Below are 23,121 nucleotides of genomic sequence, written 5' to 3'. Positions count from 1 at the left end.
GGCTGCAGGGCATGACCCGCATCGCCATTCTGGAAACCGGCCATCCGCCCGAGGCCCTGAAGGACAGTTTCGACGACTATCCCGCCCGGTTCCGCGCCCTGTTGGGCGAAAATGTCCCCACCATCCGCTTCGACGTGCAGTCGGGGCATCTGCCGGACGATCCGGCGGCGTTTCAGGGGGCCATCGTCACCGGCTCTGCGGCGGGGGTCTATGACGACCTGCCGTGGATTGCGCCGCTGGTGGACTGGCTGCGGGCCGCGCGGGGCCGGACGCGGCTGGTCGGCATCTGCTTTGGCCACCAGGTGATGGCCCACGCCTTCGGCGGCGCGGTCGAAAAGTCGAACAAGGGCTGGGGGATTGGTCTGCATCGCTACGACGTGCGCACGCAGGAGCCGTGGATGCATCCCCGCGCCCGCACCCTCGCCATCCCGGTCTCGCATCAGGATCAGGTGGTCGCCGTCTCTGCCGACGCGCGGGTCATCGCCTCCTGCGGCTTCACCCCCTACGCCGGCCTGGCCTGGGGGCAGGACGCCGTCTCCTTCCAGTGCCATCCGGAGTTTCAGCCCGACTACGCCGCCGCCCTGATCGAGGGCCGGCGCGACCGCATCCCCGAGGCTCTGGCGGACGAGGCGATCGACAGTCTGAAACGTCCTAACGACCGCGCCGTCCTGACCGCCTGGATCCGGGCCTTCCTGCTCCTGACCCCGCCCCCGGTCGAGGACCAGGGCAGCGGCATCTAAAGCCCCAGCAGCCGGATCAGCAGCAGCGCCAGCGCCAGAAGGGCGCCCAGCGACAGGATCGCCGCCCCCACGACCCGCCCGCCCGCGCGCGCCACGGCCCGGATGTCGGTCTGAAGGCCCAGGCCCGCCATGGCGATCACGGTCAGAAGGCCCGACGTCGTCGCCGTCGGCGCCAGCCACGCCTCGGGGATGAAGCCCATCGAGCGCAGGCCGATCATCAACAGGAAGCCGACGATGAACCAGGGCAGCAGCCGATGCAGACCCGGCCCCCTGGCGGTCGCCTCGTCCCCGACCGCCGCGTCCGCCTTGCGTCCCCCGATCAGCGACAGGACCAGGATCACCGGCCCCAGCATCAGCACACGCACCAGCTTGACCACCGTGCCCGTCTGGACGGCGGCGGGGCCGAAGGGGGCGGCGGCGGCCAGCACCTGCGGCACCGCATAGACGCTTAGGCCCGCCAGGGCGCCGTATTGCGCCGCGCCCATGTGCAGCAGGCCGCCCAGCAGCGGCAGGGCCAGGACCACGATCACCCCCAGAACGGCGGTGAAGGCGATGGAGGCGGCCACCTCTTCCCCGTCCGCCCGGATCACAGGGGCCACGGCGGCGATGGCCGAGTTGCCGCAGATGGCGTTGCCGCAGGCGACCAGCAGCGCCATGCGCGGGTTCAGACCCAGCAGCCGTCCGACGCCGAAACCGACGACGATTCCGACCACGACCAGAAGCAGGATTGCGAAGACAAACGATACGCCCAGGGCCGCCAGGGTCGCCGCGCTGACCGATGCGCCCAGCAGCACAACCGCCACCTCCAGCAGCATCTTGGCGCTGAAGTCGATTCCCGGCTTGAGGCGCGCGCCCGGCGTCCAGGCCGTCCGCACCGCCGCCCCCAGCAGGATGGCCAGGACCAGCGGCTCCAGCCAGGCGTGGCCCGCCAACCCATGCTCGATGCGCGCCAGGCCCATGGCCGCCGCCGTGACCAGAACGGACAGGCCGACGCCGGGCCCGACGCGGCGCAGGAACGCCGTCGGCGCCGCGATCGGCGGCAGGGCGACGGGCGAGGGCAGGACCGCAGGCTTCATCCTTCAGCCTGATGCGCCGCGCATCGACATCGGTCCAACGCATAGTTATGGTTGTTTCAATCCGATTCGGAGATCAATCGTGACCTTGGAGCGCCTGCGCATCTTCGTCGCCGTGGCGGAGCGCGACCATGTGACGGCGGCGGCGCGGGCGCTGAACCTGACACAGTCGGCCGTCTCCAACGCCCTGGCGGCCCTGGAGGCCGAGCATGACGTCCGCCTGTTCGACCGGGTCGGGCGGGGCGTGGCCCTGAACGCCACCGGCCGCGCCTTCCTGCCTGAGGCCAAGGCCGTGCTGGCCCGCGCGGCGGCGGCCGAGGCGGCGCTGGCGGACATGAGCGCCCTGCGGCGCGGGCGTCTGGCCGTCTTCGCCAGCCAGACCATCGCCAGCTACTGGCTGCCGCGCCGGCTGGTGGCCTTCCACGCCGCCTATCCGGGCATCGAACTGGATGTCCAGATCGGCAATACGCGCGAGGTCGCCCAGGCGGTGCTGAACGGCGCCGCCGAGATCGGCCTGGTCGAGGGCGTCGTCGACGCCCCGGCCCTGACGCAAACGCAGGTCGGATCGGACCGGCTGGCGGTGGTGGTGACGCCCGACCATCCCTGGGCCTCGGCCACGCGGTTGAAGGCCCGCGACCTGATCGGCTCGCCCTGGGTGCTGCGTGAGCCGGGCTCGGGCACCCGGTCCAGCCTGGAGGCGGCGCTGCGTGATGCGGGCATCGACCCGGCCGATCTGCCGGTCGCCATGACCCTGCCGGCGAACGAGGCGGTCCTGGCCGCGGCGGAAGCGGGGGCCGGCGCCACCGCCCTGTCCGAAAGCGTGGCCCAGGCGTCGGTCGCCGCCGGGCGGCTGGTCCGCGCGCCGTTTTCCTTGCCCCAACGCCCCTTTCGCCTGCTGCGCCATTCGAACCGCTATCGCAGCCGGGCCGGCGACGCCTTCATTGCTGCCCTGGCCTGATCCGGGCGCGCATTTCGGGTGTCACGGCCGTTGATCGGAAACGGTTTTTCCACGCGCGGAGATGATCGACATAGCACGCTCGAAAATGGCGCTAGACTGGCGGCGGGTCTTTGAAAATCGAACGCCGAACGGGAAATTGCACGGTTTTGCATACTGCACCGTTTTTCAGGGTGCAGTGCAATTTCAGCCGGCGAGGGCGTCTAGGGCCATTTCACCGCCGGGGGCATGGAGCTTAGGATCGACTCGACGTTCCCGCCGGTCTTCAGGCCGAACATCGTGCCCCGGTCGTACAGCAGGTTGAACTCCACATAGCGCCCGCGCCGGACCAACTGCTCCTCGCGCTCCTCCGGCGTCCAGACCTCGCCCATTCGTCCGGCGACGATGCGGGGATAGACGTCCAGGAAGGCCAGGCCGACATCGCGGGTGAAGGCGAAATCCCGGTCGTAGTCGCCGCTGTCGTGGTGGTCGTAGAAGACGCCGCCCGTGCCACGCGGCTCCTGCCGATGGGGCAGATAGAAATACTCGTCGCACCAGGCTTTGTAGCGGGCGTGCCAGTCGGGGTGGTGGGCGTCGCAGGCGGCCTTCATGGCGGCGTGGAAGGCCAGGGTGTCGGGGTGGTCCTGACGCCGATCCGCCATCAGCACGGGGGTCAGGTCGCCGCCCCCGCCGAACCAATGTTGGGTCGTGGCGATGAAGCGGGTGTTCATGTGGACGGCCGGCACGCGCGGGCTGACCGGATGGCAGATCAGGCTGATCCCGGTGGCGAAGAAACGGGGATCGACGTCGGCGCCGGGCACCGTCTTGGCGTAGTCGGCGGGAAAGGCGCCATGCACGGTCGAGACATGGACCCCCACCTTCTCGAACAGCCGCCCATGCATCATGCCCATCACGCCGCCGCCGCCCTCGGGCCTTTCCCAAGGGGTGCGGACGAACCGCCCCGGCTCGCCCGGAAACAGATCGGCGGGGGCCGCGTCCTCCAGCGCCTCGAACGCCGCGTGTATGCGGTCGCGCAAATGCTCGAACCAGGCGCGTGTCTCGACCTTCTTCAGGTCGAGCGGATCGGAGAAGACGGCGTCGCTCATGGCCTTTGTCCTAAACCGACCCGGCGCATCCGCCAACTTGTCGGCGTTTAGGGACGACGATGAGCGGACTGACCAGGGGCCTGGGCCGGGGACCAAGGAATCTTCTCCAGCGCGCCGAACCGGGGCAGGTTTGGTTCGTGGCCAAACTTTGCGCGATCTTTTGATGACTGTCGCTGGCAGCGGATGTCTGTCTGCAGGGACGCCCCGCGATCGCGATTTGGTGGGCGCACTCCAGGTTCCTTCATCGAGTCTGCGGCGGTCGCATTGCAGCGATATTCTCGAAGAGCCGACCGAGTTCGCCTGTCGCTACGAAATGCGCGACGCGGACGGAACCTGGCGGCGGTGGCAGGTCATGCTCGCCATCGACGGTGCGACCTGGGTGATCATCGACGGTCCCGGCCCCGCCTCTGACTAAATCCAGCGGTGGAACGGTCCGCGCCTAGCGTCCGACCTGACCCGTCTGGCGCAATCCCTCCCACAGGGCGACGCCCGCCGTGACCGACAGGTTCAGCGAGCGGGCCTGGGGGCGCAGCGGCACGACGACGCGGGCGTCGGCGGCGGCGTGAACATGGTCGGGCGCCCCTGCGCTCTCCTTGCCGAACAGCAGCACGTCGTCGGGTCGGAAGGCGAAGTCGGTCAGGGGCGTGGCCCCCTTGGTGGTGAACAGGACCAGCCGTCCGGCCGGGCGATCCGCCTGGAAGGCTTCCCAGTTGGCGTGCCGCGTCATGTGCGACAGGGGGCCGTAGTCGAGGGCGGCGCGCTTCATGGCGCGGTCGTCGAAACGGAAGCCTGTCGGTTCGATGACGTGCAGATCGACGCCGAAACAGGCCGACAGCCGGATGCAGGCGCCGACGTTCTGAGGAATGTCTGGTTGAAAAAGGGCGAGACGCATTCTAAGCCCTGACATACGCGCGGCCAGGGGGTTTGTCGCGGCCTGTTTTGCGAGCGTTTCGCAAGAAACGTCAGCAGCTTGCGCCGAGGGGGCGTCGGCGCAGGGCCGCTGGAGATCTTCGGCCTCGTTCGTTGGTTTGGCCGTCATGACAAGAGGCTTTCGAGTCCATATTCGACGGCGTGCGGGAGGTGAAACGTGGCCGAATCGGTCGTGCATGCTGAAAGCCCCGAGGGCGGCGATCCCAATCGCCGTGACTTCATCCATATCGCGGCGGGCGCCGCCGCGGCCGGCGCGGGCGTCATGGTCGCCTGGCCGCTGATCAACCAGATGAACCCGGCGGCCGACACCCTGGCCCTGGCGTCGATCGAATTCGATCTGACCAAGGTTCAGGAAGGCCAGCAGGTCGTCATCAAATGGCAGGGCAAGCCGGTGTTCGTGCGCTATCGCACCCCGGCCGAGCTTCAGCGCGTCATCGCCGACGACCATGCGCCGGACCTGAAACAGCCCCAGACCGACGCCGAGCGCACCAAGCCGGGCCACGAGAAATATCTGGTCGTCATCGGCTCCTGCACCCACCTGGGCTGCGTGCCGACCTTCGGCGCCGGGGATTACGGCGGCTGGTTCTGCCCGTGCCACGGCTCGCACTACGACGCCTCGGGCCGCATTCGAAAGGGCCCGGCGCCCCTGAACCTTGTGGTTCCAGAATACGACTATCTGTCCGACACCCGCGTTAAGATCGGTTGAGGGCGAAGGGGAGGACCATGAGCGATCACGAGAGCACCTACGTCCCGAAAACGGGCGTCGAGAAGTGGCTGGACAGCCGTCTGCCCATCATTCGCTTCGGCGCGGACTACATGTCCCTGCCGACGCCGCGCAACCTGAACTACTGGTGGACCTTCGGCGGCATCCTGGCGCTGTGCCTGATGACGCAGATCGTCACCGGCATCGTTCTGGCCATGCACTATACGCCGAACGTCGACCTGGCCTTCGCCTCGGTCGAGCGCATCATGCGCGACGTGAACGGCGGCTGGCTGATCCGTTACGTTCACGCCAACGGCGCGTCTATGTTCTTCATCGCCGTCTATCTGCATATGCTGCGGGGCCTGTACTATGGCTCCTACAAGGCCCCGCGCGAGATGATCTGGATCATCGGCTGCGTGATCTTCTTCCTGATGATCGCCACCGCCTTCCTGGGCTACGTCCTGCCCTGGGGGCAGATGTCCTTCTGGGGCGCCGAGGTCATCACCAACCTGATCGGGGCCATTCCCGGCATCGGCGAGCCGATCCTGATCTGGCTGCGTGGCGGGCCGGCGATCGACAACGCCACGCTGAACCGTTTCTTCTCGCTGCACTATCTCTTGCCGTTCGCCATCCTGGGCTGCGTGGTCCTGCACCTGTGGGCCCTGCACCACGCCGGTCAGAACAACCCCGTCGGCATCCTGATCCCCAAGGATCGCCAGGCCAAGGACACCGTGCCGTTCCACCCCTATTTCACGGTCAAGGACGGGTTTGCGGTGATCCTGTTCCTGATCCTGTTCTCGATCTTCGTCTTCTATCAGCCGAACGCCCTGGGCCACGCCGACAACTATATTCCGGCCAACCCGCTGCAGACCCCGGCGCACATCGTGCCCGAGTGGTACATGCTGCCCTTCTACGCCATTCTGCGCGCCATCCCGGACAAGTTCGGCGGCGTGGTGGCGATGTTCAGCGCCATCGGCGTGCTGTTCGTCCTGCCCTGGCTGGATACGTCCAAGGTGCGCTCGATGCGCTATCGCCCGACCATGCGGACCTTCTTCGTCATCTTTCTGGTGGTGGGCGTGGGCCTGGGCTGGTGCGGCGGTCAACTGCCGGACGCTCCGGTCATTCCGGGCATGCCCAGCCCCGTCCTCTTCGACGGCGCGCTGAACTCCTATCTGTGGCTGACGCGCCTGTTCACCCTCTACTACTTCGTCTTCTTCCTGGTGATCCTGCCGCTGGTGGGGCTGAAGGAAACGCCTCTGCCGATCCCGGCGACCATCTCCGAGCCGGTGCTGACCGGCGCGGACGCCGTCGAGCAGAAGGGCTGACTGTCATGACGATTGGAATGAAGACCGTGTCGATCAAGACGATCATCGCCTCGGCCGCCGTCGTGCTGGGTCTGGCCGCTGCGGCGCCGGCCCTGGCCTCGGGCGGCGCGGCCCATCCGCGCTCGGGCGGGTTCAGCTTCGAGGGGCCGTTCGGGACCTACGACCAGGGCCAGCTTCAGCGCGGCTACAAGGTCTATCACGAGGTCTGCTCGGCCTGTCACAGCATGAACCTCATGCACTACCGGAACCTGGGCGACGCGCACGGGCCGTTCTGGAATCCGAAGTACCCGAACCCGAACGACAACCCTGTCGTGAAGGCTCTGGCCAAGGAGGTTCAGGTCCCCGACATCGACAGCGAGACCGGAGAGGCGATCCAGCGCGACGCCACCCCGGCCGACAAGTTCCGCAGCCCCTATCCCAACGCCACGGCGGCGGCGGCGGGCAACGGCGGCGCCGCGCCGCCCGACCTGTCGGTCATGGCCAAGGCCCGCCACGACGGCGCCAACTACATCTATTCGCTGCTGTCGGGTTATCGGAACCCGCCGGCGGGCCTGACGATCCGCGACGGCCAGCACTACAACCCCTATATGGCCGGCGACCTGACGCCGTTCTGGGACTCGACCAAGGGTCATGTGCCCGAGGGCGGCTTCATCGCCATGCCGCCGCCGCTGAAGGACGGACTCGTCACCTATGACGACGGCGCGCCTCAGACGGTGGACCAGTACGCCAAGGACGTGGCCGCCTTCATCGCCTGGACCTCCGAGCCCAAGATGGTCGAACGTAAACAGGCCGGCTTCGGCGTGCTGATCTTCCTTCTGATTTTCGCCGGCGTCACCTACGCCAGCTACCGCCGCATCTGGAAGGGCGTGGCCCACTAGAGCCGGATCCGTTGAGGCGGAATCGCTGCGCGATTCCGTCTAAAACGGTCAGGCGCCAGGGCCGCTCTCGTCTCGGTCGGATGACCTTCAAGGCCCGTCGGCGTCCATGCCGGCGGGCCTTAGGCTTGCCCCTCTGCGTACCCTCTCTGCTTGCCCCCTCTGCTTGCGACGAATCGCCGCTGTCATGGAATCGACAGGGTCGGGATCGACCCCTAGGGTTCGGCGGTCTTCTCCTTGGCTGTGGGGCCTTAAGTTCATGCGTCTTGTCTCTTCCTTCGCCGCCGTTCTGCTGGCGGGAGTCGCCCTGTCCGCCTGTGCCACGACCGCCGCGCCGGACGCCGCGCCCGCCTTCGACGCGGCGCGGATTTCCGAGGACATCCGCGTCCTGTCCGACGACAGTTTCGAAGGGCGCGGCATCGCCACCCCGGCCGAGGCCAAGGTGATCGACTATCTCAGCCGCCAGTACGCCGCAGCGGGCTTCCAGCCGGGCGGGCCGAACGGCCAGTGGACGCAGGACGTGATCCTGAACCGCTTCACCCAGTCGAACGTCCATGCCTCGCTGAAACTGGGCGACTGGACCCTGCCGCTGACGCAGGGACGCGAGGTCGCCCTCTCCACCCGTCGCCCGGCCGAACACGTCAGCCTGAAGGACGCGCCACTGGTCTTCGTCGGCTATGGCGTCAATGCGCCCGAGCGTCAGTGGAACGACTTCAAGGGCCTGGATCTGCGCGGCAAGGTGCTGGTCGTTCTGGTCAATGACGCCGACTTCGAAGAGCCGGCCCTGAACACCTTCGGCGGAAAGGCCATGACCTATTACGGCCGCTGGACCTACAAGTACGAGGAGGCGGCGCGCCAGGGCGCGGCGGGCGTGCTGATCGTGCATGAAACGGCGCCGGCCTCCTACGGCTGGGCGACGGTCGCCAACTCCTGGGGCGTGCCGCAGTTCGACATCCTGCGCCAGAATGCGGCGGCCGAGCGCGTGCCGATGGAAGGCTGGATCCAGCGCGACGTGGCCGTCGATCTGTTCCGCCGCGCGGGGCAGGATTTCGAGGCCCTGAAGGCCCAGGCGCGCCGCCGCGACTTCCAGCCGGTCGCCCTCGCCGGCGCGTCCTTCTCCACCGAGTTCGACGTGGCGACCAGCCAGGTCACGAGCCACAATGTCATCGCCCGCCTGCCGGGAACGACCCACCCGGACGAGACGGTTCTGTACACCGCCCACTGGGACCACATCGGCATGGGCGAGCCGGACGCGACGGGCGACCGTATCTTCAACGGCGCGGTGGACAACGCCTCGGGCACGGCCGGTCTGTTGGAACTGGCGCGGATGTTCGGCCGGGCGGCGCGCACCGAACGCTCTGTCGTGATGATCAGCTTCACCGGCGAGGAAAGCGGCCTCTTGGGCTCGGAATACTATGCGGTGAACCCGGTCTATCCCCTGGCCAAGACGGTCGGCGGCTTCAACATGGATTCCATGAACGTCTATGGCCGCGTCACCGGCCTGGGCGTCACCGGCTACGGCCAGTCGGACTTCGACGAGCGGCTGGCAGCGGCCGTCCAGCCGCAGGGCCGCACCCTGGTTCCAGACCATGAGAATGCGGCCGGCACCTACTATCGCTCGGACCACTTCCCCCTGGCCAAGCGCGGCGTGCCGATGGCCTATGCTGGCAGCCGGGGCGATTTCCGCGACGCGCCCGTCGCCGCGCGAGAGGCCGCCCGCAGCGAATACGGGGCCAAACGCTATCACCAGGCGGCGGACGAATGGTCGCCCGACTGGGATTATCGCGGCATGATCGAGGATCTGGCAGCCTTCTACGACGTCGGGCGCGCCCTGGCGAACGGCCGCGACTGGCCCCAGTGGAAGACGGGGTCCGAGTTCGCGCCGGTGCGCGAGACCACGGCCTCCCAGCGGCGCTGACTCTTTCGATCCTTCGTTCAAGACGGGGCGGGCGACGACCCGCCCCGTCGTCGTCTTTCCTTTTCGAGCCTTTCGCATGATCCGCCGTTTCCCTTTCGCCGCCTCGGCGCTGCCCATGCTGGCGGCCCTGGCCCTGGCCCTGTCGGCCTGCGCCACCGCCCCCTTGCCGGCCGGCGCCCCGGCCGACGCTTTCGCCGTGGCCTCGGCCGCCACGCCGCAGTTCAGCGCCCCGCGCCTGTCCGACCACATCAAGTATCTGGCCTCCGACGAGCTGGAGGGGCGCTTTCCCGGCCAGGTCGGCGAACGTCTGACCCTGGCCTATCTGCAGGCCCAGTACGAAGCGATGGGCGTTGAACCCGGCGGCCGCGACGGGTCGTGGCTGCAGCCGGTCGATCTGGTCCGCTTCACGCCCGCGCGGGCGCCCGCTGCGACCTGGACGGGGGCGGACGGCGTCGCCGTGGCCCTGACCAGCGGCACGGACATCACCCTGCGCGCCGGACCGGCCGATCCGCAGGTGAAGCTGGACGGCCTGCCGGTCGTCTTCGCCGGCTACGGCGTCGTGGCGCCCGAGCGGGGCTGGGACGACTATGGCCCCGGCGACCTGACCGGCAAGGTGGTCGTGGTCCTGCGCGGTCAGCCGGCCGCCATGGGCGCCGAGCCGAACTTCTATGGCTCCCCCACCCACAAGATGCAGGAGGCGCTGAAGCGCGGGGCGGTCGGCGTCATCACCCTGGAGGAAGAGGCCGGGCGCTGGCGCCGCGCGGCCGGCGGGGCGACCCGGCCGCAGATGACGGTCAAGGGCGCCAGGGAGACCCGCTTCACTGGCGCGATCAACATGGACACGGCCCAGCGGCTGGGCGGGTCCGGCTTGGCCCAGGCCCTGACCCGGGCCAAGGCCGGCGGCTTGGGCGGGGCGGCGCCTCTGGCCGGGCGGCTGTCGGTCGACATCGACGAGACGATCGAGGTCATCCGCTCCAACAATCTGCTGGCCAGGATTCCCGGGACGAGGCGGCCGGATGAATATGTCGTCTATTCCGCCCACTGGGACCATGTGGGCAAGGCGCGCCAGCCCGACGCCACGGGCGACATCATCTACAACGGCGCCTGGGACAACGCCTCGGGCACGGCGGCCCTGATCGAGATGGCCCGCGCCTTCAAGGCCGGCCCGGCGCCGGAACGCACCGTCGTCTTCCTGCACGTCACGGCCGAGGAGCAAGGTTTGCTGGGTTCCGAAGCCTATGCCGCCGATCCGGTCTATCCGCTGGAGAAGACGGCCGCCGACATCAACATCGACATGCTGCCCTTCACCCCGGCGACGCGCGATGTGGCCGTCTTCGGCGTCGGCAAGTCGGAGCTGGAGGACATCCTGGGCCGTTTCGCCGCCGTTCAGGGGCGGGTCGTGACCGGCGACGGCTATCCGGAGGAGGGGTTCTACTACCGCTCCGACCACTTCAACTTCGCCGCCGGCGGGGTGCCGGCCCTGATGCCCTGGACCGGCCGGGACTTCGTCGAGGGGGGGGGGGCGGCGGGCAAGCCGTACTACGAAGCCCAGATGGCGCGCTATTATCACAAGCTGACGGACGAATGGCGGGCCGACTACGACTTCACCGCCGCGTTGCAGAACCTGGACCTCTTGTATCGGCTGGGGCTGACGGTGGCCGACAGCACGACCTGGCCCGCCTGGAAGCCGACGGCCGAGTTCAACGCCATCCGCGACCGCTCGGCGGATCAGCGGCGCTAAGGGTCGATCAGGCGTTGGCGAACGGATAGGGGCTGACCGACTTGGCCCAGTCGTCGACCGCCAGCGGGCGGTCGATGGGCGCCGCCGCCCGCTCGGCGCAGGGATGGCGGTGGCACAGGCGGCAAGCCGGGCCGATGGGCGTCGCCTCGGGCCGGTCCAGGTCCAGGCCGCGCGCATAGGCCAGCCGGGGGGCGTGGCGCAGTTCGCATCCCAGGCCGATGGCCAGGTCCTGTCCCTCGCTGAAGCCGTCCTGCCCCTGGCGTTCGACGGTGCGGGCGAACGTGAACCAGCGCGCGCCAGGCTTTCCGTCCTGGGCGGGCGTCTCGATGATCTGGGTCACGATGCGGCCGGGTGTGCGGAAGGCCGAATGCAGCCGCCATCGCGGACAGGCGCCGCCAAAGCGCGAGAAGGGAAAGGCGCCCGAGGCGTAGCGTTTGGAGATGTTGCCCGCCTGGTCCACCCGCATCAGGAAGAAGGGCACGCCACGCGCGCTGGGCCGTGACAGGGTCGTCAGCCGGTGCGCCGCCTGTTCGTAGCTGACGCCGAACCGGGCCTGGAGTTTCGCCAGATCGTAGGCCGAAGCCTCCGCCGTCTGCTGGAAGGCGCCGTAGGGCATCAGGATCGCCCCGGCCAGGGTGTTGGTCAGGGCTATTTTCAACAGGGCTCGCGTCGGCCCGTCCGGCGCGCCCGCCGCCTCGACCATGCCGTTCAGGGCTGGGCCGTGTTCGGCCAGGGCCAGCTGATAGGCCAGGGCGAAGGCGCGCGACGACGGCGTCAGGGTTTCCGACAGCAGCAGGCGGCGGCGATGCGGGTCGAAGCGCCGCGTCCACTCCACCATCACTTCGGCCGGCAGGGTGCGGACCCCCAGGTCGTGCCTGGCCGCCAGCCGCTGACGGGCCGCGGGTTCGAAGCCTTCGCCGTGGGCCGGCGCATCGGCCGCCAGGGCTTCGGCCAGGCCCTCGCCCATCGTGTCCAGTTCGGGGAAGTGGTTGCCGCGCGACTGGACGTATTCGCGCACCCATTCGGCCGGACTGTCGTCGGTGAGGCCCTCGCCCGCGCCGACGGCCGCGCGCGCACGGGTCCGCTGGTCGTCGAAGGCGCGATAGAGCCGCAACAGGGCGTCGGCGGCGCCCGGGGCCTCGTCCAGCAGTTGCAGCAGTTCATGGCGTGGGACCGTCAGGCCCTTGAAGACTGGGTCGCTGAACACCTCGCCCAGCTTGGCGGCGTCGGCCTCTCCGCCCTGGTTCAGATGGCGCAGATCGACGTCGTAGGTCTCGGCCAGACGCAGCAGCAGCTGGGCCGAGACGGGGCGCTGGTTGCGTTCGATATGATTGAGATAGCTGGGCGAAACCGCCAGGTCGGCGGCCATGGCTGTCTGCGTCAGGCCCAGGTCGCGCCTCAGCCGCTTGAGTCGGGCCCCCAGGAACAGTTTGCGGTCGGCGGCGGCATCCATGGCGAGAGGGTGTCACAAACAGACCGGCGAAGCAAAGTCATAATATGACATAATGACTTCGTTGTTTCGACGGGATCGGTGTCATTCGTGACTTCGGCGTGTTTCTGTCTTGAGACGGCGGCTGCGGCCGCGCTTTCGACAGACGGGTTTCGACCATGACCACCTTCGCCGACCTGGTTCCTTCGCCTTCGGGCCGCTTCGACGGGATCGAGCGTCCGTATTCTCCGGACGACGTCCTGCGCCTGCGCGGCTCCGTGCCGATCACCCACACCCTGGCCGAACGCGGCGCGAACCGCCTGTGGCAGTTGCTGCACGACGAGCCTTTCATCAACGCCTTGGGCGCCGTCACCGGCAATCAGGCGATGCAGATGGTCCGCGCGGGGCTGAAGGCCATCTATCTGTCGGGCTGGCAGGTGGCGGCGGACGCCAATACCGCCGGGGCCATGTACCCGGACCAGTCATTGTATCCGGCCAATGCGGCGCCGGAACTGTGCCGCCGCATCAACCGCACCCTCCAACGCGCAGACCAGATCGAGCATGCGGAGGGCGGCGCCAAACGTGACTGGTTCGCCCCCATCGTGGCCGACGCCGAGGCCGGCTTCGGCGGCCCGCTGAACAGCTTCGAGATCATGAAGGCCTTCATCGAGGCCGGTGCGGCGGGCGTCCATTTCGAGGACCAACTGGCGTCGGAGAAGAAGTGCGGCCACCTGGGCGGCAAGGTCCTGATCCCGACCCAGGCGCATGAGCGCAACCTGATCGCCGCCCGTCTGGCCGCCGACGTCTGCGGGGTGGCGACCCTGACGGTGGCGCGCACCGACGCCGAATCGGCCCAGCTGATCACCTCGGACGTCGATGAGCGGGACCATCCCTTCATCGACCGCGAAAACCGCACGCCGGAGGGCTTCTTCCGCCTGAAGCCGGGCACGGGGCTGGACCACTGCATCGCGCGGGGCCTGTCCTATGCGAAATACGCCGACCTCCTGTGGTGGGAGACCTCGCATCCGGACCTGGACGATGCGCGCCGCTTCGCCGAAGCGGTCCAGAAGGCGCATCCCGGCAAGCTGATGGCCTACAACTGTTCGCCGTCGTTCAACTGGGAAGCCAAGCTGGACAAGGCCACCATCGCCAAGTTCCAGCGCGAGCTGGGCGCCATGGGCTACAAGTTCCAGTTCGTGACCCTGGCGGGCTTCCACAGCTTGAACAACGGCATGTTCGAGCTGGCCAGCGGCTATCGAGACCGGGGCATGGCGGCCTATTCCGAACTGCAACAGCGCGAGTTCGCAAACGAGGCCATCGGCTACACCGCCACGCGCCACCAGCGCGAGGTCGGCACCGGTTACTTCGACGATGTGGCCACGGTCATCTCTTCGGGTCAGTCCTCGACGACCGCCCTGAAGGATTCGACCGAAACCGCCCAGTTCACCCACGCGGCCTGATCAGGAAAGGAAAAGTCTCTATGGAACCGCTGACCCGAACCGAAGCCATCCTCGACTTCTGCCTGGCGCCCCTGGCGCTGGACGCCGGCACGGAGGCCGAGCGCGAGGTGCGCCGTCGCCTGACGCACGTTCTGCGCACCTATCAGGCCAAGGTGGCCAATCCCGTGGCGGTCGACTTCTCGTCCATGCCGTCCCAGGTCATCAACGAGGCCGCGCACGGCTACGAATAGGCCGAAGACCAAGCGCCGCATGAAAAAGGCCCGCTCCGATCGCTCGGGGCGGGCCTTTGATCGTCTGGCCGCGCGCGTAGGTCAGCCGCCGGTCGGCGCGGGCGTCCGCACGGCGGTGGAGGCGGAGGTCGAGGCCGCGGCGACAGGGGTGGCCACGGGCGTGCCCGTCTCGGTCGGATCGCCGACCGTGATGATGGGGGCGAAGACGGCCTGGGTGGCGCAGCTGGACAGGTCGCGGGCGACGTGGCGGCCCAGGCAGAACATGTCCTCGTAGCTGGGACGCGAGGCGGCCAGGCACTGGAACAGCATCAGCTTGGACAGGTTCAGGCAGAACTCGCTGTTCGGCTCGGAGACCAGGGCGTCGGTGTTGGCCTTGGCCTCGTCCCCGGCGGCGCCCAGGGCGGCCAGGGCGGCGATGGCCAGGGAGCGGACCATGGCGGGCGTATAGGGCGGCGCCTTGCGCGACGGCTCGACCTGAAGGCCCGCGCCCGTGTTGGCGGCGGCGAGCAGGCGGGCCGATTCCTCGGGCGAGGGAAGCATGTCGACCGCCGACAGGGTCTTGGCGCTTTCCAGCCGGACCTCGCGGTGGGGAATGGGGGTGATCGCCCAGCGACGGCGCGGATCGGTGCGCCCCTGGACGGTGTAGGCGTCCTGCTCCACCGCGTCGGCGATGGCGCGCATGGCCACCGCGTCCTTGTTGATGGTCGAGGCGATCAGGCCGGCGGCGGCGTCGGCGCCGGGCAGGGTGGCGGCATAGGCCGGATCAGCCACGATGCGGGCGACCATCTGCTGGCGCTGGGTCGGATCGACAGCGAACTGGCGCACGCCGGCGACGAACTCGGGCGACTGCAGGGCGATGATGGAGCCATAGGCGATCAGGCCGCGCGACAGCTCGAGCGGCTCATAGGACGCGCCCTTGCGCAGGTCGGCCTGGATCGATTCCGCATCGGCGAAGCCGCCGGGGCTAATGGTCTGCGCTTGGCGCAGATAGGCGACATAGACGGCGGCGGCGTCGGCGACGCTCTGATTCAGGGTGACGGGCGGCGGGGGCGGCGGCGGGGGCGGCGCAACGGCCGTCTCCGTCTTCGTCGAACAGCTGGCGAGCACGACGGCCGCAGCGAGGGCGGCGATCGACAGGCCGCGGGTCATGAAGGCCTTGGGCATAGGAAGCGTCCACAGAACTCTGGCGCCGGGGAAGCGCATACAACTGGAGCCGCTTATAACGCGGGGAAACTGGTTATCCGATCCTTAATCGAACAGTTTCGACACCGATTCCTCGTTGGCGATCCGTCGGATAGCTTCACCGATGAGCGGAGCCACGGAAACGGCGCGGATTTTCGAGCAGTTCAAAACTTCGTGGGGCTGCTCGATGGAATCGGTGATGACCAGCTCTTTCAGCGGGCCGTCGGTGATGCGCTGGACGGCGGGGCCGGACAGGACGCCGTGGCTGATATAGGCCGAAACCTCGGTCGCGCCCTGGTCGATCAGCGCCTTGGCCGCATTGACCAGGGTGCCGCCCGAATCGACGATGTCGTCGAACAGGATGCAGCGGCGGCCTTCCACGTCGCCGATGATGTTCATGACCTCGCTTTCGCCCGCCTTGGCCCGGCGCTTGTCGACGATAGCCAGGTCGACGTTCAGACGGCTGGCCAGGGAGCGGGCGCGCACCACCCCGCCGACATCGGGCGAGACGATCATCAGGTCGTCGCCGCGCGGATAGTTGTCCTTGATGTCCTGGGCCAGGACCGGGGTGGCGACCAGGTTGTCGGTCGGGATGTCGAAGAAGCCCTGAATCTGGCCCGCATGCAGATCCATGGTCAGGACCCGGTCGGCGCCGGCGCGGGTGATCAGATTGGCGACCAGCTTGGCCGAGATCGGCGTGCGGCCGCCGGTCTTCCGGTCCTGACGGGCATAGCCGAAGTAGGGCATGACGGCCGTGATCCGCTTGGCCGAGGCCCGGACCAGGGCGTCGGTGATGATCAGCAGCTCCATCAGATTGTCGTTGGCGGGATAGGAGGTGGACTGGAGGATGAAGACATCCTCGCCGCGCACGTTCTCCTCGATGACGGCGAAAACCTCGTTGTCGGCGAACCGCTTGACCTGGGCCTTGGTCAGGGGCGCGTCCAGGTGGTCGGCGATGGCCTGCGACAGGGCGCGGTTCGCGTTGCCAGAGAGCAGCTTCATCGGCCGGTCATCCTTTCGCCGTCATCCGACCCTCATGAACGACAGTCGGTTGGCGCGCTCTTTACCAGCGGAGCCGGGCAGGGCAAGTCGTGCGGCGATAGATTTCGTCGGCATGGCGCGGCCCGGTCGCGGGTGCTAGAGATCGCCACGTTCGTTTCAGGAGGCTTGGCTGCACGGCCGGCTTCCGCTCGTCATGGGGTCGTCCTTGCTCGTTTCCAAGTTCCGTTCCGGCCTGGTGCTGTTGGCCGTGGCCTGTGTCGCCATGACGATGTCGGCCTGCGCCGGCAAGACCCGCCCCAAGCTGGCCTATGAGGAACGCCCGGTAGAGGCGCTGTACAACACCGGCTACGAACGGCTGCAGCAGCATCGCTGGACCGATGCGGTGGACTACTTCCAAGAGGTGGAACGCCAGCACCCCTATTCGGACTGGGCGCGCCGTTCGATCCTGATGCAGATCTACGCCTACTATCAGAACAACAACTACGCCGAGGCCATCGCGGCGGCGGATCGGTTCATCCAGCTGTTCCCCGGCAATCCGTCGGCGGCCTACGCCTTCTACATGAAGGCGGTCTGCAACTTCGAGCAAATCACCGACGTGGGCCGCGATCAGGGCTACGCCACCGCGGCGCTTGCGGGCCTGCGCGACGTGGCCCGCCGCTATCCGGGTACGCCCTACGCCCAGGACGCCGCGGTCAAGATCGACATGGTCAACGACCAGCTGGCCGGCAAGGAGATGAACATCGGCCGCTACTATCAGCGCGCCAACCAGCCGCTGGCGGCCCTGAACCGCTACAAGGCCGTCATCGCCAACCCGGACTTCCAACGCACCTCGCACACGCCCGAGGCCCTGTACCGCCTGGTCGAGGTGAACCTGCAACTGGGCCTGAAGGACGAGGCGACCCGCAACGGCGCGGTCCTGGGCTACAACTATCCGGGCAGCGCCTGGTACGCCGAAGCCTACGCCTTGCTGACCGAAAACGGCCACACGCCGGACAAGGCGCCGGAGGGCAAGCGCCAGGGCTGGCTGCACCGGCTGATCCCGGGCTGAGCGCCAACCTGATACGCCTTTTGGACGCGCGTTCGGGCCTTGCGCCGGGGCGCGCGTCTGTCGATTCTGCGGTCCCGATTCGTTCCGCCGGTTGCCGACCCCGATGCTGACCGCCCTTTCCATTCGTGACGTCGTCCTGGTGGACGCGCTGGACCTGGAGGTTCAGGGCGGGCTGACCGTGCTGACCGGCGAGACGGGGGCGGGCAAGTCGATCATTCTGGACGCCCTGGGCCTGGCGCTGGGCGGGCGGGGCGACGCCGGCCTGGTGCGGGCGGGCGCCCGACAGGCCGTGGCCACGGCCGTCTTCACCGCCCCGGACGACGCCGACCTGATGGCCCTGATCGCGGACAAGGGGTTCGAGGTCCAGCCGGGGGAAGAGCTGATCCTGCGCCGGGTGATGGGCGCCGACGGCCGCAGCCGCGCCTATGTCAACGATCAGCCCGCCGGGGTCGCGGCCCTGCGCGAGATCGGCGCCGCCCTGGTCGAGGTGCATGGCCAGCACGAGACGGTGGGCCTTTTGGACTGGCGCACCCATCGGGGCCTGCTGGACGCCTATGGCGGGGTGCAGCCCCAGTTGTCGGCCGTCGCCGCCGCCTCGACCAAGCTGAAGGCCGCAGAGGCGAGACTGGCCGAGTTGAAGGCCCAGGCGGCGGATGCGGCGGCGCGGCGCGAGGAGATCGCCCTGAACCTGGCCGAACTGGACGCCCTGGACCCGCGCGCGGACGAGGAGGCCGAACTGGCCGGCGAACGGGCCGTGCTGGGCGCCGCCGAAAAGGCCATCGCCGATCTGGCCGACGCCCGGACCCAGTTGGGCGGCGACAAGCTGAGCCAGAAGCTGGGCGCGGCCCTGCGCGCCGTCGAACACGCGCGCCAGCGGGCGGGCCAGGCGGGGGTGGAGGGCGATCATCCGGTGATCGTGCGCCTGTCGGCCGCCGTAGACGCCATCGACCGGACCCTGGTGGAGGCGCAAGAGGCCATCGCCGCCGTGGACGCCGCCGCCGACGCCTTCGACTACGAGCCCGGACGGCTGGACAAGGCCGAGGAGCGGCTGTTCGCCCTGCGCGCCGTCGCGCGCAAGCTGCACGTCGCCGTCGACGGCCTGCCGGGCCTGCGGGTTCGGCTGCGCGAACAGCTGCGGCTGATCGAGGACGGGGAGGAGGCCCTGACCAACGCCGGGCGCGAGGCGGCCGAGGCGGCCGAAGCCTATGACCTGGCGGCGACCTTCCTGACCTCGGCGCGGGAGGCGGCGGCCGAGCGGCTGACCGCCGCCGTCATGGACGAACTGGGGCCGCTGAAGCTGGAGCGGGCGCGGTTCCGCGTGGCGCTGGAGCCGACCCCGGGTCGGCGTGGGCCGGACGGGGTCGAGACGGTGCGGTTCCAGATCGCCACCAACGCCGGGACCGATTTCGGCCCGCTGGACGCCATCGCCTCCGGCGGGGAACTGGCGCGTTTCGCGCTGGCGATGAAGGCGGCCCTGGCCGGGCGCGCGGACATGCTGCAGCCCGTGATGATCTTCGACGAGGTCGATCAGGGCGTCGGCGGCGCCGTGGCCGAGGCGGTGGGGTCGCGCTTGAAGCGGCTGTCGACCGGGGCCCAGGTCCTGGTCGTGACCCACAGCCCCCAGGTCGCCGCGCGCGGCCACGCCCACTGGAAGGTGATGAAGGCCGAAAAGGAGGGCCTGACCACCACAACCGTCGTCGCCCTGGACGAGGAGCGCCGCCAGGAGGAGATCGCCCGGATGCTGTCCGGCGCCGAGATCACCGACGAGGCGCGGGCGGCGGCGCGGTCCCTGATCGGGTAGGCGGCGGAGGAGCGGACGTCGGGAAAACGGAGTCCGAACAGTCCGAACAGTCCGATTTATCCGGATCGTCCGATGCGTCGCGGCATCGGACGCTGAAAAACAGAGTCCGAACAGTCCGATTTTATAGAGAGGATGGGATTGTCAAAGACCGGCGGCCAGTGTCGCACGGTTTCGAACCAGGGCGTGTCGATGGGGCGGTCGCGTCTTCAGGGGACTGAAAACGCGACGCCTTTTTCGGGACGTTGCGCGCCCAGGCGGCGTCAGACGCCCAGGATCCAACCCTCTTCCTGTTCGATCTTCTGGATCAGTTCGGGCGTGGCGTCCTTGGGCGGGGCGAAGGCCCTGGCCAGGTCGCCGGCCTCGTCCAGGCGGGCCAGGGCCTCGGCTGTCGTGCGGACCTGGGCCTGATCCTTGAACTCGCCCGGTCCGGGCTTTGTCTGGAACAGGGACGGCCAGACCTCGACCACCAGGGCCGACAGGGGCTCCACGTCGTCTGGCGTCAGTTCGCGCCAGCCCGTGCCGAAAGGCCAGACGGCGCCGGACGGACCCAGGCTGTCCAGCAGGCGGCGCACGGCGGGCACGCCGACCAAGGTTTGGCCGCCGACGGCGCCGGCGCCGTGCATCTGCCACACGCTCTTGGGCTGGAGGCGGCCCTTGCGGGCGGCGTCCTCGGTGGCGCGGAACTCGGGGATGTCGGCGCCCGATCCGGCAGGAGGCTTGGTGGTGGTCAGCCAGCGCTGGGCCTGTTTGGCGGGCGCGCCCCAGAAGGGCCAGGCCTCGTCCGTCATCAGGCGGTTCATCTTGGCCGCCACCTGATAGCGGTTGTTGGTGTTGTCGGCCTTGTCCACGATGTTCGAGGCGATGAATTTCCACATCGCCTGCCACGGGGTTCCGGTCAGACCCAGGCGCGCGGCCGTGCCGGCCGGATAGCCGAAGTTGAAGTCCAGCCCCACTAGGACCCGGTCGCCGCGCTTTCTGTGATCGGCCAGGATGGAGGCCAGAAGGGCCTCGCCCTCGGCCCGCGTGGCGACGTTGTGCGTCTCGGTATAGAGGCGGAAACGCACGTCGCGCTTGGCCACGCCGATCCACAGCGAGGACTCGCCCAGCTTTCGGGTCTCGGCGGCGGTCCAGTCGGCGACGACATAGGCGTCGAAAAGGCGGGCCAAGGCGGCCTCCCTGAATAAAGGCTGGTCTGTAGAATGAGCGGGCGCTTCTAACGCTCCCGCGCGCCGAGCGCAAAGGGGCGTTCAGCCCTTCAGCAGGGCTTCGAGGTGGGAAAGCCAGCGGCGGCCAAGGCGCAGGGCCTCGCTGGGCGAGCCGGTCTGGGCGGGCAGGGCGGCGTCCCACAGGGCCAGTTCGAACTCGGGATGGCGGGCGTCGACGAACATCAGGCGCAGCACCACCTGTTCGGCATCGGGGGCCATGACGTCCAGCGCCTTGCGCCCCTCGCCCCGGCGGATGCGGGCCACGACGTGGCCGTCGACGATGATCTCGCCGCCCTCCACCTCCTCGAAGGCGTAGGCCAGGCCGTGGGCGCCGTTGGCCCATAGGACCACCACCTGTTCGACGTCGAAATTCAGGGCGCAGGCGCGGCCCTCGCCCGGCGAATGGGCCTCGACCTCGGGCGCGGCGCCCAGGGCCTTGAGCAGGGCGCGGCGCAGGCGGCGCTCGGGCTCCATCCACCAGGACAGGGCCAGGGCCAGGGTCGTCAGCACGGCCGCCGCCAGGGCGATTAGCAGAACCACCCGCAAGGCGTCGGCCATCGGCGTCAGGCCCCCGCGTCCGGCGACAGGTCCAGGTCGATCACCACGGGGACGTGGTCGCTGGGCTTGTCCATGTCACGGGCCGCGCGGTGGGTCTCGATGCCCCGGAAGCGGTCGGCCGCCTGGGGCGACAGCAGGGCGAAGTCGATGCGGATGCCGTTGTTCCGCTGCCAAGCGCCGGCCTGATAGTCCCAGAAGGTGTAGGTTCCGGTCGGCTCGCCGCCGATCTCGTGCGCATCGGCCAGGCCCAGGTTTTTCAGGGCGCGCAAGGCGCGGCGGCTCTCGGGCTGGAACAAGGCGTCGCCGGTCCAGTCGGCGGGGTTCCTGGCGTCCTCGGCCTCGGGGATGACATTGTAGTCGCCACACAGGGCCAGGGGCTCCTCGAACCGCAGCAGGTCCCGGGCGTGGCGGTTCAGACGGTCGAACCAGGCCAGTTTGTAGGCGAACTTCTCTGTCCCGATCGGATTGCCGTTGGGCAGATAGATCGCCGCGACACGAACGGGGCGGGGCGCCTCGACCACCGCTTCCAGATAACGGGCCTGGTCGTCCGTCTCGTCGCCCGGCAGGCCGCGCCGGACGTCGGACAGCGGGTGTTTCGACAGCAGGGCCACGCCGTTGTAGCTCTTTTGTCCGTGGGTCTCGACATTGTAGCCCAGGCTCTCGAACGCCTCGCGCGGGAATTTCTCGTCCACGCATTTGATCTCCTGGAAACAGGCGACGTCGGGCGCGGCCTGCTCCAGCCAGGCCAGCACGGTCGGCAGGCGGGCGTTGACCGAGTTCACGTTCCAGGTGGCGATGCGCATGGCGGTGACGCTAGGCTGCGTCTCGCCTTCGGAAAAGAGCGACGGATAAAGAAAAAAGGGCCGCCGGATCGCGCCGACGGCCCTTTCGGTTTGGGATGGACGGAGGCTTAGAGGCGACCGCCCGACGCTGGGGCCGGAGCCGCGGCGGCGGGGGCCGTCGTCAGCTTGCAGCCGCCGCCGATCTGCTGGGCGGTGGCGCAGGGGTAGATCTGCTGGACGGCGTTCTGGTCGTTGACGCGGGCGATGACGCCGTCGGCGCCGTCGCACTTGGCTTCATAGAAGACGCCGTTGGCGTTGCGGCCCATCAGACGCGCCTCGGTCACGTTGCAGGAAGCGGCAGGCGAACCGGCCAGCAGGGCCTTTACGAAGCCGGCGTTCTCGGCGGCGGTGGTGTATTCGCAGGCGCCGCTTTCGGCGATGATCTGGATGCACGGCGTCTTGGACCAGCCGGTGGCGGCCTTCTTGATCCAATAGCCCGGCGCATCGGCGCAGCCGACCTCATAGACCACGGCGCCGTCGTTGGAACGGCCACGAACCTTGGCCTGGTCCACAGTGCAGGTCACGCCCGCGTCCTGGGCGTACTGGCGGAGAAATTTCTGGGTGTCGGCGTTGGCGGCGAGGGTGCACTGGGGACCTGTCGGAGCAGCGGGGTCCGTAGCGCGGGCGGTGGAAGCGGCCTGGGCCACGAGGATGCAATCCGTCGCTTCAGGCGGGGTTTTGGTCTCGACCAGATAGCCGACCGCAGCGCCGCAGGCGACTTCGTACAGGCTCGTGCCCGCAGCGGTCACGCCCAGCAGTTTGGCTTCGCTGACGTGGCAGCCCGTATCCGTCAGGTTCATCTGTTCCTGGGCCGAGGCGAGAATCTGTTCCGGCGAGGGCGCGGCCGGTGCGCGCTGGCGGCGCTGCTGACGGGCTGAGGCGGCGCGTGACTGCCCCTGGGTCGCCGTCGGCTGATTGTCGGGGCCGCGCTGCTGGGCGGCGGCGAATGTCGGCGCCGAGACGGCGACGGCGCCGAACAGGAGGGCCGCGACGGCGGCGGCGAAGCGGGACTTCATGAA

Annotated in this window: 21 protein-coding genes; 11 read left to right on the top strand and 10 right to left on the bottom strand. The window is 68.8% G+C overall.

Going from position 1 to position 23,121, the window contains the following annotated elements; all coding sequences use genetic code 11:
* The first annotated feature begins 11 nt into the window (after positions 1–11).
* Positions 12–740, top strand: coding sequence for a type 1 glutamine amidotransferase (locus tag QE389_RS06350; protein ID WP_307365532.1), 729 nt, complete (start codon positions 12–14; stop codon positions 738–740).
* On the opposite strand, the gene QE389_RS06345 is transcribed toward QE389_RS06350, so the two are convergent.
* Positions 737–1,816 carry a YeiH family protein gene (locus QE389_RS06345; RefSeq protein WP_307365530.1) on the bottom strand — a complete coding sequence of 360 codons (1,080 nt, stop codon included), beginning with the start codon at positions 1,814–1,816 and terminating at the stop codon, positions 737–739. The two genes, QE389_RS06350 and QE389_RS06345, sit on opposite strands and share 4 nt — an antisense overlap.
* 79 nt (positions 1,817–1,895) lie before the next feature.
* Between QE389_RS06345 and QE389_RS06340 the strand changes: the two genes are divergently transcribed.
* Positions 1,896–2,771 carry a LysR family transcriptional regulator gene (locus QE389_RS06340; RefSeq protein ID WP_307365528.1) on the top strand — a complete coding sequence of 292 codons (876 nt, stop codon included), beginning with the start codon at positions 1,896–1,898 and terminating at the stop codon, positions 2,769–2,771.
* Between the two features lie 200 nt (positions 2,772–2,971).
* Here QE389_RS06340 and hemF read toward each other — a convergent pair whose 3' ends face one another.
* Together hemF and QE389_RS06330 are read right to left on the bottom strand one after the other, a co-directional pair.
* Positions 2,972–3,853: an oxygen-dependent coproporphyrinogen oxidase gene (hemF, locus tag QE389_RS06335; protein ID WP_307365526.1), complete on the bottom strand. Its 882-nt coding sequence runs from the start codon at positions 3,851–3,853 to the stop codon at positions 2,972–2,974.
* 439 nt (positions 3,854–4,292) lie between these two features.
* The gene (locus tag QE389_RS06330; RefSeq protein WP_307365524.1) at positions 4,293–4,745 is read right to left on the bottom strand and encodes a tRNA (cytidine(34)-2'-O)-methyltransferase; all 453 of its coding nucleotides are present in this window, start codon (positions 4,743–4,745) and stop codon (positions 4,293–4,295) included.
* A 195-nt stretch (positions 4,746–4,940) separates the two neighbouring features.
* Between QE389_RS06330 and petA the strand changes: the two genes are divergently transcribed.
* From petA to QE389_RS06305, 5 genes are all read left to right on the top strand, one after another.
* Complete coding sequence (petA, locus tag QE389_RS06325) at positions 4,941–5,489, top strand: ubiquinol-cytochrome c reductase iron-sulfur subunit (RefSeq protein WP_307365522.1); 549 nt, start codon at positions 4,941–4,943, stop codon at positions 5,487–5,489.
* Positions 5,490–5,506: 17 nt separating this feature from the next.
* Positions 5,507–6,811, top strand: coding sequence for a cytochrome b N-terminal domain-containing protein (locus QE389_RS06320; RefSeq protein ID WP_307365520.1), 1,305 nt, complete (start codon positions 5,507–5,509; stop codon positions 6,809–6,811).
* A 5-nt stretch (positions 6,812–6,816) separates the two neighbouring features.
* Complete coding sequence (locus tag QE389_RS06315; RefSeq protein WP_307365518.1) at positions 6,817–7,689, top strand: cytochrome c1; 873 nt, start codon at positions 6,817–6,819, stop codon at positions 7,687–7,689.
* 256 nt (positions 7,690–7,945) lie between these two features.
* Positions 7,946–9,604, top strand: coding sequence for a M28 family metallopeptidase (locus tag QE389_RS06310; protein ID WP_307365515.1), 1,659 nt, complete (start codon positions 7,946–7,948; stop codon positions 9,602–9,604).
* A 76-nt stretch (positions 9,605–9,680) separates the two neighbouring features.
* Positions 9,681–11,345 (top strand): M28 family peptidase, encoded by a 1,665-nt coding sequence (locus tag QE389_RS06305; protein WP_307365512.1) that lies wholly within the window; start codon positions 9,681–9,683, stop codon positions 11,343–11,345.
* A 7-nt stretch (positions 11,346–11,352) separates the two neighbouring features.
* Here QE389_RS06305 and QE389_RS06300 read toward each other — a convergent pair whose 3' ends face one another.
* On the bottom strand, positions 11,353–12,798 hold the full coding sequence (locus QE389_RS06300; protein ID WP_307365510.1) for a short-chain fatty acyl-CoA regulator family protein: 1,446 nt from the start codon (positions 12,796–12,798) through the stop codon (positions 11,353–11,355).
* Between the two features lie 155 nt (positions 12,799–12,953).
* On the opposite strand from QE389_RS06300, the gene aceA reads away from it, so the two are divergent.
* Positions 12,954–14,234 carry an isocitrate lyase gene (gene aceA, locus QE389_RS06295; RefSeq protein ID WP_307365508.1) on the top strand — a complete coding sequence of 427 codons (1,281 nt, stop codon included), beginning with the start codon at positions 12,954–12,956 and terminating at the stop codon, positions 14,232–14,234.
* A gap of 20 nt (positions 14,235–14,254) precedes the next feature.
* The gene (locus tag QE389_RS06290) at positions 14,255–14,464 is read left to right on the top strand and encodes a hypothetical protein (protein WP_307365506.1); all 210 of its coding nucleotides are present in this window, start codon (positions 14,255–14,257) and stop codon (positions 14,462–14,464) included.
* Between the two features lie 81 nt (positions 14,465–14,545).
* Here the strand turns inward: QE389_RS06290 and QE389_RS06285 are convergent, their stop codons facing one another.
* Both QE389_RS06285 and QE389_RS06280 read right to left on the bottom strand, forming a co-directional pair.
* Positions 14,546–15,628 carry a hypothetical protein gene (locus tag QE389_RS06285; protein ID WP_307365504.1) on the bottom strand — a complete coding sequence of 361 codons (1,083 nt, stop codon included), beginning with the start codon at positions 15,626–15,628 and terminating at the stop codon, positions 14,546–14,548.
* 84 nt (positions 15,629–15,712) lie between these two features.
* Positions 15,713–16,648: a ribose-phosphate pyrophosphokinase gene (locus QE389_RS06280; protein WP_307365502.1), complete on the bottom strand. Its 936-nt coding sequence runs from the start codon at positions 16,646–16,648 to the stop codon at positions 15,713–15,715.
* 193 nt (positions 16,649–16,841) lie between these two features.
* Between QE389_RS06280 and QE389_RS06275 the strand changes: the two genes are divergently transcribed.
* Both QE389_RS06275 and recN read left to right on the top strand, forming a co-directional pair.
* Positions 16,842–17,696, top strand: a complete 855-nt coding sequence (locus QE389_RS06275) for an outer membrane protein assembly factor BamD (RefSeq protein WP_307365500.1) — start codon at positions 16,842–16,844, stop codon at positions 17,694–17,696.
* 103 nt (positions 17,697–17,799) lie between these two features.
* Positions 17,800–19,497: a DNA repair protein RecN gene (gene recN, locus QE389_RS06270; protein WP_307365498.1), complete on the top strand. Its 1,698-nt coding sequence runs from the start codon at positions 17,800–17,802 to the stop codon at positions 19,495–19,497.
* A gap of 260 nt (positions 19,498–19,757) precedes the next feature.
* On the opposite strand, the gene QE389_RS06265 is transcribed toward recN, so the two are convergent.
* The 4 genes from QE389_RS06265 to QE389_RS06250 all read right to left on the bottom strand — a co-directional run bounded on the left by QE389_RS06265 (position 19,758) and on the right by QE389_RS06250 (position 23,118).
* Positions 19,758–20,663: a cobalamin biosynthesis protein CbiG gene (locus QE389_RS06265; RefSeq protein WP_307365496.1), complete on the bottom strand. Its 906-nt coding sequence runs from the start codon at positions 20,661–20,663 to the stop codon at positions 19,758–19,760.
* Positions 20,664–20,744: 81 nt separating this feature from the next.
* The gene (locus QE389_RS06260) at positions 20,745–21,260 is read right to left on the bottom strand and encodes a hypothetical protein (RefSeq protein ID WP_307365494.1); all 516 of its coding nucleotides are present in this window, start codon (positions 21,258–21,260) and stop codon (positions 20,745–20,747) included.
* Between the two features lie 5 nt (positions 21,261–21,265).
* Entirely contained in the window at positions 21,266–22,063 is a 798-nt protein-coding gene (gene xth / locus QE389_RS06255; protein ID WP_307365492.1) for an exodeoxyribonuclease III, read from the bottom strand.
* 107 nt (positions 22,064–22,170) lie between these two features.
* Complete coding sequence (locus QE389_RS06250; protein ID WP_307365490.1) at positions 22,171–23,118, bottom strand: hypothetical protein; 948 nt, start codon at positions 23,116–23,118, stop codon at positions 22,171–22,173.
* Between the last annotated feature and the right edge of the window lie 3 nt (positions 23,119–23,121).

Origin of the sequence: Brevundimonas sp. SORGH_AS_0993 (assembly GCF_030818545.1) — a bacterium.
Taxonomy (GTDB): domain Bacteria; phylum Pseudomonadota; class Alphaproteobacteria; order Caulobacterales; family Caulobacteraceae; genus Brevundimonas.
Note: the sequence above shows the minus strand (reverse complement) of the source record. Positions and strands in the feature narration are given on the sequence as shown.